Source organism: Stygiolobus sp. RP850M, from assembly GCF_037389295.1.
GTDB lineage: Archaea > Thermoproteota > Thermoprotei_A > Sulfolobales > Sulfolobaceae > Stygiolobus.
Genome location: NZ_JBBHKU010000040.1, coordinates 102,644 through 114,461, shown reverse-complemented (window position 1 = coordinate 114,461; position 11,818 = coordinate 102,644). Strand labels below are relative to the sequence as shown.

The 11,818-nt window shown below is 37.2% G+C and carries 14 protein-coding genes, 1 tRNA gene and 1 pseudogene; 4 read left to right on the top strand and 12 right to left on the bottom strand.

Going from position 1 to position 11,818, the window contains the following annotated elements:
• A pseudogene (locus WIW52_RS04670) lies at positions 1 to 236 on the top strand (IS701 family transposase); the annotation flags it as partial.
• Here WIW52_RS04670 and WIW52_RS04665 read toward each other — a convergent pair.
• The 7 genes from WIW52_RS04665 to WIW52_RS04635 form a co-directional block, all read right to left on the bottom strand.
• Positions 223 to 372 carry a hypothetical protein gene (locus tag WIW52_RS04665; protein ID WP_337708918.1) on the bottom strand — a complete coding sequence of 50 codons (150 nt, stop codon included), beginning with the start codon at positions 370 to 372 and terminating at the stop codon, positions 223 to 225. The pseudogene WIW52_RS04670 and the gene WIW52_RS04665 overlap by 14 nt on opposite strands.
• A 256-nt stretch (positions 373 to 628) precedes the next feature.
• Positions 629 to 724 (bottom strand) — tRNA-Ser (locus tag WIW52_RS04660).
• A 38-nt stretch (positions 725 to 762) separates the two neighbouring features.
• On the bottom strand, positions 763 to 1,335 hold the full coding sequence (locus WIW52_RS04655) for a class I SAM-dependent methyltransferase (protein ID WP_337708916.1): 573 nt from the start codon (positions 1,333 to 1,335) through the stop codon (positions 763 to 765).
• Entirely contained in the window at positions 1,322 to 2,044 is a 723-nt protein-coding gene (locus tag WIW52_RS04650) for an RNA-guided pseudouridylation complex pseudouridine synthase subunit Cbf5 (protein WP_337708934.1), read from the bottom strand. Before WIW52_RS04650 ends, WIW52_RS04655 begins: the two co-directional genes overlap by 14 nt.
• 64 nt (positions 2,045 to 2,108) lie before the next feature.
• Complete coding sequence (locus tag WIW52_RS04645; protein WP_337708914.1) at positions 2,109 to 2,360, bottom strand: tRNA pseudouridine synthase A; 252 nt, start codon at positions 2,358 to 2,360, stop codon at positions 2,109 to 2,111.
• A 1-nt stretch (position 2,361) separates the two neighbouring features.
• Positions 2,362 to 2,652, bottom strand: a complete 291-nt coding sequence (locus WIW52_RS04640) for a 50S ribosomal protein L14e (protein WP_337708912.1) — start codon at positions 2,650 to 2,652, stop codon at positions 2,362 to 2,364.
• Positions 2,653 to 2,693: 41 nt separating this feature from the next.
• Positions 2,694 to 5,429, bottom strand: a complete 2,736-nt coding sequence (locus tag WIW52_RS04635; RefSeq protein ID WP_337708911.1) for a DEAD/DEAH box helicase — start codon at positions 5,427 to 5,429, stop codon at positions 2,694 to 2,696.
• Between the two features lie 61 nt (positions 5,430 to 5,490).
• Between WIW52_RS04635 and WIW52_RS04630 the strand changes: the two genes are divergently transcribed.
• From WIW52_RS04630 to WIW52_RS04620, 3 genes are read left to right on the top strand one after another with little or no spacing between them, the layout of a single operon-like run.
• Positions 5,491 to 7,182 carry an ATP-binding protein gene (locus WIW52_RS04630; RefSeq protein ID WP_337708932.1) on the top strand — a complete coding sequence of 564 codons (1,692 nt, stop codon included), beginning with the start codon at positions 5,491 to 5,493 and terminating at the stop codon, positions 7,180 to 7,182.
• Complete coding sequence (locus WIW52_RS04625; protein ID WP_337700652.1) at positions 7,175 to 7,516, top strand: RNA polymerase subunit Rpo13; 342 nt, start codon at positions 7,175 to 7,177, stop codon at positions 7,514 to 7,516. Before WIW52_RS04630 ends, WIW52_RS04625 begins: the two co-directional genes overlap by 8 nt.
• Positions 7,513 to 8,265 (top strand): DNA polymerase sliding clamp, encoded by a 753-nt coding sequence (locus WIW52_RS04620; RefSeq protein ID WP_337708909.1) that lies wholly within the window; start codon positions 7,513 to 7,515, stop codon positions 8,263 to 8,265. Before WIW52_RS04625 ends, WIW52_RS04620 begins: the two co-directional genes overlap by 4 nt.
• Here WIW52_RS04620 and WIW52_RS04615 read toward each other — a convergent pair.
• Genes WIW52_RS04615 through WIW52_RS04595 form a run of 5 tightly spaced genes read right to left on the bottom strand, consistent with a single transcriptional unit; the run spans position 8,232 to position 11,556 of the window.
• Positions 8,232 to 9,341: an amidohydrolase family protein gene (locus WIW52_RS04615; protein WP_337708908.1), complete on the bottom strand. Its 1,110-nt coding sequence runs from the start codon at positions 9,339 to 9,341 to the stop codon at positions 8,232 to 8,234. The genes WIW52_RS04620 and WIW52_RS04615 overlap by 34 nt on opposite strands.
• Positions 9,323 to 9,982, bottom strand: a complete 660-nt coding sequence (locus WIW52_RS04610) for a GTP cyclohydrolase IIa (RefSeq protein ID WP_337700647.1) — start codon at positions 9,980 to 9,982, stop codon at positions 9,323 to 9,325. The genes WIW52_RS04615 and WIW52_RS04610 overlap by 19 nt, the downstream gene beginning before the upstream one ends.
• Positions 9,979 to 10,449 (bottom strand): 6,7-dimethyl-8-ribityllumazine synthase, encoded by a 471-nt coding sequence (gene ribH, locus WIW52_RS04605; protein WP_337708906.1) that lies wholly within the window; start codon positions 10,447 to 10,449, stop codon positions 9,979 to 9,981. Before ribH ends, WIW52_RS04610 begins: the two co-directional genes overlap by 4 nt.
• Positions 10,427 to 10,900: a riboflavin synthase gene (gene ribC, locus WIW52_RS04600; protein WP_337708905.1), complete on the bottom strand. Its 474-nt coding sequence runs from the start codon at positions 10,898 to 10,900 to the stop codon at positions 10,427 to 10,429. Before ribC ends, ribH begins: the two co-directional genes overlap by 23 nt.
• Positions 10,897 to 11,556 carry a 3,4-dihydroxy-2-butanone-4-phosphate synthase gene (locus WIW52_RS04595; protein ID WP_337708903.1) on the bottom strand — a complete coding sequence of 220 codons (660 nt, stop codon included), beginning with the start codon at positions 11,554 to 11,556 and terminating at the stop codon, positions 10,897 to 10,899. Before WIW52_RS04595 ends, ribC begins: the two co-directional genes overlap by 4 nt.
• Between the last annotated feature and the right edge of the window lie 262 nt (positions 11,557 to 11,818).

The following is an 11,818-nucleotide window of genomic DNA, read 5'->3' as shown; positions in this document are numbered from 1 at the left end:
TGAGGTGGGAGATCGAGAAGCTTCACAGGGACGTGAAGGCCTTGGGACTGGAGGACTCTTCGTTCTGGAGGAGAGAGAGGCTTCAGGGTTACCTCACGATCTTCACCATCATGGTCAACGTCGTCAGGGAGCTGGTGAGGGCTCTTAACCTGAGGAGCGTGGAGGCGTTCCTCAGGTTCGTTGAACGTTATTTAGGTGGACCGCCGGCGCTGATGAAAATCTTTAAGTTACGTTAAAGTCCCATAACTGCTGTATGTAACCTGAGTATATGCCTATTGCTAAGACAGACTTTGCTATTCCATAGTATTCGGCCAACTTAAGGCTCATGACTACCATGGTTAATATGACGGCGTTGAATAGAGCAGACATCATGGGTACGCTAACTAGGATGGACCTCTCTACGACGCTGCTGACGGGTAACCCACATAGGACAGAGCTGAGTAAATTAAAACTTCTATTCTGATAGTTTAATTATAAGGTCTTAATATATTAAGGAAAATGATTATTTATATTATAAAAAACTAAAAGAATTCTTGAAAGAAGTTCGAAGTGCTATTTGTTCTTGTTCTATCTAATAGCTAAATGACAGTCTTTGTTAGCAAGTGTTACCTTTTTAAGGAGATAATAACGCCGGGGGCGGGATTCGAACCCGCGCACGGTGACCCGTACTGGCTATCCCAGTAAGCTCTCAAGGCCAGCCCCTTAACCGCTCGGGCACCCCGGCAATCATCATATTTTATTTTATTCCTTTAATACTTAACTTCAGTCTTTCCTTACAATTATAATCGAGTATCCCTTAATCCTCTTATAAACCTCAACGTTTTTGAATTTCTGGCTAAATAAATTAATCACGTTTTCTTCACCCTTGTATACTACGAGCTGTATTAGTCCACCTTCGGTAACTCTGTCGTAGCTAGTACTTGCTAGTCTCTCTATGAATGCTTTTCCAGCCTTTAAGGGTGGATTAGAGTAAATTGCATTAAATTTAATCTCTGATGGTATGTTTTCAAATATATCACTTTGGATAACGTGGACTCTGTTTTCAAGTCCGTACCTACTAACGTTTTTTCTGGAATAATAGACGGCTTTCTTATCAACATCAAGCATGTAAACCTTAAGATTAGGGTTTTTTAATGCCAAATAAATTCCTATTGGACCATAACCACAACCTACATCGGCAACTACCCCGCTCTCGGGTATTATTAGGTTCTCTAGCATTACTTTAGTACCTAAGTCTAGTTTATCCTTAGAGAATAGACCATAAGAACTCTCTAAAGACAAGGGTATACCGTTAACTACATCGTTTACAAAAATTATTTCTTTAATCTTTTTCATTCTTTTTCCATCCCTTCGGATAAACGTCTCTTTCCATTAAGACTCTCTTAGGTTTTACTACAATTCCTTTCTTCATATTTTGTATTTCGTTACTGTTTATGTTACTTTCCCCTATTGCTACAATTTCTCCTTTTAGTGTCATTATGGCCACATTTTCACCTCTCTTAAAGTTCTGAAATGCCACTACACCCGGTGCATTTAATGTAGCACCGTAAGTAATGGCATTGACCGCGTCATCATCGATTACCACTTTTGGAATTCCACACACTGCAAATTCCATGGGAAGCAAAACTCTTCTTAGGTCACTCTCATCTTTGCAGTGTTTATACATGTACAATGCCTCTGAGATCTCGTGGAGAGTAACTAAGTTTGAATCCTCGGTGAATATTCCTGATCTCGTTCTTCTTAGTTCTCTCATGTGAGCTCCACAACCAAGTAATATCCCGATATCATGACATATTTTTCTCATATAAGTACCAGGCTCAGAGGCTATTTTCATGAGTACCAATCTTCCTTCAGTCTCAAGAATGTCTATACTGTATACTCTTCTTTTTCTTGTCCTTCTCTTCACTGAAGATCTTACTGGAGGCCTCTGATATATTTCACCAATGAATTGGTTAACTATCTCTTTGAGCTCATCCATTTTGTAATCGCAGTGTACTTGCATAATGCAGACATATTCTTTACCAGCCTTACTAATAAGGCTCATCAGTTTTGTTGCATTTTCCATTCCTATTGGCAATACTCCCGTTACTTTTGGGTCTCCCCGCACGTTAAACGTGCTCTAGGGTCCCCCCATGGCCTACTTTGTTCAAGTTAAACATTTTCTTAACCCAATATGCAACTTCATGACTTGTAGGACCCGCTGGCTTATCTAAGTTTATTATTGCGTTTCTTATCAGGGCCTCTATAGGTCTTTTGTCGGGATAGAAGCCGTATTTATCATCTGTTTGAGCTTCTCGAAGTATATTCCAACTATTACTGTAATTACAAAAATGATCTATCTTTTCTAAAAATTTATACATATTAAATCACAGGTATCTTAGGTTTTATTGTTTCCTTCATGTAATCCATGAGACCCGCTTCTTGTAGTGCTTTCTTTACGTCTTCATCATTTGCTCCTCTATTTATGTTTATCTTTTTGTCTGTTGGCTCTACATGTAATATATTAACTCTTCTTCTCTTTACTCCGTTTACATCTTTAGGTCCAGTTACTAGTACGTAATTCTCGTCAATTATATCAACTATTACACATTTCTTACCGGCTTCCCTACCTCTGGTCTTAACGCAAATCCTGCCTACCTCTATTATCGACATAAGGATTACCTATGAATCAAAAAATAAGGATGGATTTAAACCTATTGCCAGTATTTTCTATTCTTTAAAAACTTTCTTTCTTCATCAAGTAAAGCTTCGTAAAACTTTTCCTCCCCATATTTGAGCTTATCAAGGGCTTTTCCCAAGTTACTAGCACCTACTCCTCTTGCACACATTCCTATTGCCACATACTTATTATAGATCGAGTACATTGATGCTAAGTTTCTCAGGGCTTCTAGCCTCTTAGCTTCCTTTTTATTGATTTTCTGGTTCTCTCTAATTTTCTTAAGGATTTTTAAGTCGTCGTCATTCTCAATTATCGTTAAGAAGATAGAACCACACTTAGGGCATTTTTGTGGCGCCGAAGAAGAGGTTACTTTCTGATTCCAATTACATAATAAACAAGAAATCCAAACTTCACAGTTACTAAGTTTACGCTTGAATATCTCTAGCATAGCTCCTTTGTCGTCCGAGTGGGATAAGACCAGAAGCTTGTCCAAGAACTCTTTAGCGAGAGGTGAGAAGCTCGGCACTTGTAAAATTTTCCATGAAATGTGTTTGAGGTCGTTAAAGATTGTTAAGTCGTAATTCTTATATACTAATTCCTTTACAGCTTCTTCCCCAACTACTGTATCTGCGAAAGCCTTAAGGACAGTTTGCATAATTTGTAGGTCTGAGATCTTCTCTCTATCTACCACACCAAACCTCTCAGCTTCTACTAAAAGTTTCCACTTAAACTGAGGACTATCCCTTACAGCCCTCCCGATCAAGTCCTTAAATTCATTAATAGTAATGTTATTTAATATAGAAATAGCTCTTTTAACGTCATTTTCACTTAAGGGGATTACGGATGCTATAGCTATGTGATAAGCATCAGCTCTGTAGTTGGTCTTCACTCCCTTTAGATTGGTTAGTAGCAACGACAGAACCGCACCTAAAGTGTTGTTCCCTCTAGTACCTAAAGCTACGTGGACTACAATTAAGTCATTGTTTATTTCTACCAAGCTTGTACTCCTAGAGGGTAGTGGGTATCCTCTCTTCTTCTGTTCTTCCACAAGTGTTCTTAATCTATCAATCACGTTCTCAGGTAGTTCTAAACCTTCACCCTTTTCGAGTTTCTCAAGATATTCGTACACCTTCAAAGCTACTTCCTTTTCTACCGGAATAGACTCCCCGAACCAGTTCGGTAAGACGCCCGATTTTAGAGACGTTTGCTCTACGTATACTCTATTCTCTTCTATCGAAACGATTTTCCATAGTCTTCCCCCTAAGACTATAACGGAATTCTCGTCGAGCGTAGCTACGAACTCGTAATCTAGAGACCCTATTTTTGAGTTGTTAATATGATCTATTACGAGGTAATCTCTTATTGAATCCGGTATCATATTAGTTGTATAGTAATATCTCCATGCCCTATATGAGGGAAGGACGTTTTCTTTATTCCTCTTTATAATTCTAGCCGACTCGAGGATACTGAGGATTTTTTCAAACTCCTCCTCTGTTAAGTCAGAGAATAAGAACGAGGACGTTACTATCTTGAATATTTCCTTTTGGTCTGTTATTCCTTCGAGTACCATACCAGCTATTTCATGAGCTACTACGTCGTAGGGTTTTGGTTCTACTATAGGACTTTCAAGATAACTTTCCCTTAAGCTATCGAGTATGCTTTTACACTCGAGGATATCATAAATATCTCCTGATGGCATTAAGTATCCTCGCGAAATTTTATCTAGAGAGTGGCCGCTTCTCCCTATTCTTTGCACTAATCTTATAACTTGTCTGGGCGACATATACTGGATTACAGCGTTAATTAAACCAATATCTATACCTAATTCAAGGCTTGATGTCGCAACTAAGGCGTCTATTTCTCCCTTTCTGAATCTGTTTTCAGCATCTATTCTAATTTCCTTTGACAGAGAGCCGTGGTGAGTAAGGATCTTTAAATCTGTTAGTTTTGTCAACTCGTTAGCCAAGAACTCCGTAGTTTCTCTTACGTTAGTGAATATCAGAACTGGCTTTTCCTCTTTAATTATTTTCTCTAAGGCTTTTATCCTAGATAAGGTCTCTGGGTTTAAGCCGGTTTTCACTGAGAGGTCTATGATCTCTTGATCGATGCTAGGTATCACTAGGGTAATTTGCATATCTTTTCTCTTATCAATCTTAACTACCTCTACCTCATCACCTAAGAACTTCTTGGCTATGTCTACGTCTCCGATTGTAGCAGATAATCCTATCATCTGCGGTTTTCTTTGGGCAGTAAGGTGTTTCAACCTTTCGAGGACAAGAAGTAATTCATATCCCCTTTTCTCATCCAACATTTCTTGTAATTCGTCTATGACTATCCAACGTATGTTCTTTAGTAATTCTCTCATATCTTTATTTATAATCAGGTACATTAAAGTCTCTGGAGTAGTAAGGAGTACGTCTGGAGGATCCTTTATTACGTTCTTTCTTTCCGACTGAGAGGAGTCACCATGCCTTACTGCTACTTTAACTCCTAATGCTTCTCCTAATCTTTTTAACCTATTTTCTATGTCTCTGTTTAGAGCCCTAAGAGGTGTAATATAAATTGCTGAAATCCTGGGCGGGGTCTCTTTTAGTATTTTATAATAAATCGGAAATATCGCTGTTTCGGTTTTACCGAATCCAGTTGGGGCTATAACTAATGTGTTTTTTCCTTCTAAAATTTTCGGAATAGCTTTTTCTTGTATAGGGGTAAGACTCTTATATCCTAACTCGTATAACTTCTTGTAAAAACTCTGAGAAACGTTTATCATGAAGCCATAAAATCATGTGATTTGGTGCTTAAAATAAAATATGCTTAAAAAGCACGCTATTATGACATCTTTGATAGTTCTTGAATTTATACTCATTAAGTATGCAATTCCTAATTTAATTGTAATTCCGTACTATATTTACCCAGCTGTGGAGTCTGCTGAGCTTTTGGTGATTTTCTTCCTTGACGGAATTCTAGTTGAATTTATATTTACTTCTTTAGTTATGGTAATTTTATATTACCCCCTTATCCTCTTTACGTACTCTTTATTTCAACAACAGTCCCTATCCTTTTTCTTTCTTCTTGACTTGCTTACGTTTTCGTCTACCTACTTTATTTCTGCCTTATTCATAGGTTTTATAGGGTGGTTTATTAGAAGAAACATGTCAGATACTTGGTTCGAACAATTATCCCTTTTTGGATACAAGTTCAAGCCTAAAATAGCCCTCATCGGGTTCACATTAGTAATAGCTCTCTATTTTTTTCTTTTTTACGGGAACTTGCCTCTCATAGCTGGTAGTATGTTAAATGTTATAGGTATTTCTCTTTTCGGGGATTACTACGACCTACCTTTAATATTACTCTCATGGTTTGCAACTCCTTATTCTCTAACTCCAAGAGGGGAAATCAGTAAACAAGGTATCTGCCTAGGAAACATCGTAGGAATACTAAGTAAGTCCGGCATAATAGACTCAAGTGTAATAAGGGTTAACAGTAGCAGAAAGTATAAATGGTCAGGTATCAAGGCTAATTATTGTATTGACTTTTCGAAAACTAAGAACTATAATATTATTGTAGTCGGCACCAGTGGTTCTGGTAAGTCCAATTTTGCTAAGCTCTTAGCCTCTAAACTTAGTGTTAATTTCCTCGTATTTGACTTACACGGAGAATACTACCTAAATGAAGTTAAGAGAGTAGACGTTTCTCAGATTTCGGTAAATCCCTTGAGTCTCTTTAATCGAAATCCGAAGGAGAGAGCATTAGAGATCGCATACATGCTTAAGAGTTTATTTAATCTAGGAAATATTCAAGCTATTGAGTTAACTAACTTAATCGTTGAGGCTTACGCCGAAAAAGGTCTAGACCCAGACGACCCTTCTACTTGGTCTCAAAACCCTCCTACTTTTAGGGACGTATTACTACTCCTTGAGCGTCACAAGAAGAACGCTTTGAGTGCACAAGAAATTAACAAATATCAATCTCTAGAGCCATATCTACAGTATTTATCTTCAACAGTTTTTCAGTCTAACAGTATTAACTTCGAGGAGTTACTTAACTCTTCTTATATACTAGACTTTTCTAGTGTTCCTACAAATGAAGTTAAATATATTATAATGGAAACAATTCTTAAATCAATACAAAGTTTAATGTACTCTCGTAAATCGAGTAAGATAGAAAACTTAGTAATAATAGATGAGGCACCTTTTCTACTTAGTAAGGAGTCAGGCAAACAATTGATTGAAAGGCTTTTAGCCGAAGGTAGAAAGTTTGGATTTGGTTTTCTGCTAATATCACAAAGCGTGGATTATTTGAAGGAAGTTATTCCGAATGCTGGTCTATTCTACGCATTTAATATAGTTGAGCCTGGAGAGCTTGAGTATATCAGTAAGTTTTTTGGAGGTTCTGATTTGGATATGTATTACACATTATACGAGACTTTTCCGAAACTGCCTAGAGGGGTATTCGTGACTAGAGATTTATTAGGGAGATTCATATATTTAGTTCAGTTTTACGAGGGTGATGTTCATGTTTGACGAAGACGAGGAGGGTAAGGAGGAAAAAAGTGAGGAAGAGGAGAAGTTAGAAGAAGAAATAGCTCCGAAAGAGGAAGAAGAATCAGAGGAGAAAACAAGTGAAAGTGGTGAGGAAGAAGAATTCGCCTCCATGACAATTCCTGATATAGAGTTGCTGATGAAAAACACCGAGATATGGGATAAGTTATTGGACGACAAAATAAGCCTTGAGGAAGCAAAGAAAATGTTTAATGAACTGAAAAATAGATATTCTGCTAGAGATAAAAAGAAAAGAAAAGTGGCAAAAAAGTCTAAAAAAGTTAAAGCCAAAAAAACATCTGAGGAAGAAGAATGATCAAAGTTGTTTATTCTAATGCTAAAGATTTTTATTCACTATTAGCAGGGTTGAACGAAATAGCTGATGAAGTAGTTTTAAATTTCATAGAGGATTCGATTTATTCTTCTTATTTAACGGACGATAAATCCTTAATGGGAGTCCTCGTTATATCTAAGGAATACTTAGAGGATTACTCAATCGATAAGCCAGTCGGTGTAAAAATCAACTTAAATGAGGTAAAGAAGATTCTAGGTAAAGCTAAGAGCAAGACTACCTCAGTAATGATAGATGAAACTGACGCTGGATTAAAAATAACTTTAAGAGACGAAAAAAGTGGACTTAGAAGCAATATTTATGTCAAGGGCGAGAAAGTAGAAACACAACGCTTAACTGAACCTAAAGTCTCACTTCCGGTCTCCTTTTCGTTAGACGGATCAATCCTGAAGAAGATATTGTCTGATGCCAGTATTGTAACAGAGGAAGAAATTCAAATAAGTACCACTGACGATAACGGGATTGAGTTCTCTATAGAAGTAAGTGGTAAATCTTATAAAGCTAAGCTACACCAAGATAAACCCCTAAAATCTGTAACTATAGAGGCAGAGAGTAGATCATTCTATAAGATAGAAGTACTAAAGACAGCTTTTAAGGCATTAGCATTCTCGGAGGACGTTACCGTAAGCTTCGGAACTAATGTGCCGTTAAGGGGAGAAGCTACTACTGAATCTGGAGGTCATTTGAGGTTTTGGATAGCACCAAGACTATGAGAAACTAGATTAGAACCTCTTTTAACGATAGCAGAATAAATATTGTGAGCCCAACTTAATTCATCCTTTTTTAGAAGGACTACCAAAAACGTTTTACCTTCTTCTACCCCGTAGTTTAGATTAAATATTCTGTAAGCAGTTGTTGTCGCTCCTTTCAGAATTTCCTTCGAAAAATCCGTAAGGGGTCTTTGAACTCTCGATAAGAGATACGCTAACTCAAGGTCTTTCCATAAATTATAATCTATCCATGCACCATTATCTGTACCGAAAAGTAACTTTACATCTTTTTCTATTGCATCAGCTATTCTAGGTATACCAGCTGAGAACCATAGGTTGCTTCTAGGACAAACTACTAAGGGAATATCCGAAATCAAGTCGAAGTCAGGTTCATTTAAATTAGTCCCGTGAATCAGGAGAGTCGGCTTATAATAACTTAGTAAGTACTCGAGGTCATCCCTTAAGTAATGTCTCTTAGTCTCGGAAACATGAGCACCTCTAATCTTATCTGAAAACACAGTGCTGATTTTAGCTAATTCCTCTTTACTATTACTATTCACAGAAGGTAACCCGTAGCCATGAGATATGCTGTGTAGTTTAATTAATTCTTCCTCTGAAAAAACGTCAAGTCTTCCTAGAAGTATATGGTTAACTTCCGCTACAATTTTGTCCGCTTCTAGAGCTATTTTTATTCCTTCAATACCCTCCTCTCTAAAATCTACTATTGTAAATATTCCTAGACTCTTGGAATATTTCAAAAATTGTGCGATTCTCTCGACTATTTTATCTCGATACTTCTTAAAATACTCATATTTTACACTTTTTGGATCGCCTACAAGTTCCTTCAGGCTTTTTGTTATTTCTACTTCGGGAAATGTGAAATCCGCTGTGTGCGCATGAGCGTTAACTAGAGGAGGGATAGCAACATAACCTCTTAAGTCCTTTCCCTTATAGTCGTAGCCCTTCCCTATATGAGTTATTCTTCCAGTATTTTCGTCAAACTCTATGTTTATTTTCTCAACGTAATCTAGTTCTTCTCCGAGTAAAGCTCCTCCGAGGTTTATCCTATTATTTTCCATTTTTCTTCCCTGAATTTTCTAATCTCGTCCAATGCCTCAGTAGCGTTTCTTAAAGCATCTCTAGCTTTTGAACCGATACCTATCCCTACTTTAACATCATTTAACTCCTTAACTACCTTTATGTGTGCTTCAACAGTGTCCTCAGAGCAGAACAGCCCTAAGTTATCACCACCGAAATATTGGTCTATACAACCTAGCCTTTTTCCTACCGCTTTTATGTAGTCCATCAAAAAATCTATTTTTTCCATCGATTGTTGTATATTAAGTTTAGTAATTCCATCAATGTCGTAATGTGCAACGAGTATTCTTTCATCAGGTACCTTGTCTAAATCGATTTCTTCACAAGAAAACACTGAAAGGATAGGCTTTTGATGATAACCTTTACATAGTTTAATAGAAGTCGGAGAATGAGTATCTATTTCTTCTATTACTTTTACTATATCTTTTTCCTTTACTCCATCGGCTAATATAACGTGAATATCATAACGAAATGGGATAACGTAACTTCCAATTTCGGCTAATTTGTTGTAGAGTAAGTAAGAAAAGTAGTGTTGGAAAGCTTGAATTTTCCATTCTCTGTCGACTCCTAAACTTTCAGTCCACTGCTTATAACCCTCCATTATGAGCTTTACTGTTTTCACTCAATTACCACCGTCGCATCCCCACTTAACTGTAACTCCTTCAATTTTCTTGCCCTTTTAACTAGCTTTATTGCAGACTCCACAGCCCTAGTTGAGTACTCCTCAATTCTTTCTACAGCCTGTTCATGTGTGACTCCATGTCCAATAATTCCTAACGTTACAGGTTTGCCGTATTCTACGGAAAGATCCATTAATTTTCTGGCAGTCTGTGTTGCTACTATTTCGTCATGCTTAGTTTCTCCTTTAATTACAGCACCTAAAGTCACTACTGCGTCTATTTCGTCTCTCTTTAGTAATTCCTTGACTATCATGGGCATGTCGTAACTTCCGGGGACTTTCACTACTACTCTAACTGTAGCTCCTAAGAAGTTGGCGTGGGATATTGCCCTTTGTAGCATTAAGTACGTGATATCGTAGTTAAATTCAGCTACGACTATAGCTAAATTAATCTTCGAGTTCTCCTGCATGTGTATACCCCTGCCTAAGACCTTTACCAGCATACTTAGTTAAAGCTGATCCTCCTTCTTTGACTAACTTAACAAGGTTTAGAGCGTGTTTTGATGCCCTGTCTTTCGCGATCTCAACGAGTTTTTCCTCATCTTCAGATTCGTCTTCATGAACAGTTACGTCAATTACGTGTTTAGAAGTTAATATCTGAACCATGATCAGTCCAATACTTGTAGCCAGATAGCTGTACTTATCTAACATAGTCTTTCCTACCCACCCTAAAGTAATAACACCGTCACATCCTTGATCTAATAACTTCTTTGCACCGACAGGTAAGTCTTTTATACCGGGGACTGTATACCTTACAATCTCAGCTTCTGGGTCCTCTTTCCTTATCACGCTTACGGCTATTTTTCCCATGTCTACTCTAGAAAAGGTTGTATCTACAACTCCGTATTTACGTAAGGTCATCTAATCACCTCTAACACAATTTCTTTACCCTCTATGAAAAGGAATCCGTTATTCTTAGCATAGAGCATAGCTTTCTCTTTAGAGAGGCTCTTACCATCTCCCAGCATTTCAGCTATAACACCACTTCTTTCTAATCCTATATACTCTAGTAAAGATGTACTCAATTCCGTATGACCCTTTCTGTTCTTTAATCCTCTTGAAATTAAAATTGGGACATGACCCGGTGCATAAAACTCTGTGTAGAATTTATTCCTAGCCTCATCCTCCCTTATCCTTATCATACTAATTGTCTTATGTAACTCGGATATTGTTTTAGCCCGGTCCTCATCGTTTATTCCGGTTCGGGTAGAGATGTGGTTAACCCATAATGCGAAGGCAGGTTCGTCTCCGTAAGGAGGTTTCTTATACAATGAAGGGTACTTCTCTTTCACTATTTCCGTCATAAAAGTTATGCCTAACTTTTTAGCCTCATTATTACCGGTTACGTAGCAGATGAGTCCTCCTGCATCTTTTCTTAATAAGTTTATACTTTTCCATGTCACCGCACCTGCATAAAACACCATGTCAACTTCTTCTTCTCTTCCGTCAAAATCATAAATTAAAATCGGTAGTCCCGATTCTAAGTTTCTCTTGATTTCTTCCTTAGGGGGTAACATTGTAAGATAACATACTTTTATAAATATTTAAGTGTATTTACTAATTTCTTTTTTTAAATTTTAGAGTTACAAATACAATTATTGCTAGAATAGAAATAATTAAGAATAAGACTGTAGTTGATGGAAGAAAAGGACGGTTATTATTTGAAGTTATTGAAGAAGAAAGAGTTGAGAAAAAAGTTTCTGACAAGTTATATACTTCTTGTACTAGCGATACTACTATAGTAGCATTTTGAGAAGAATCATACAAATTTATTGTAAA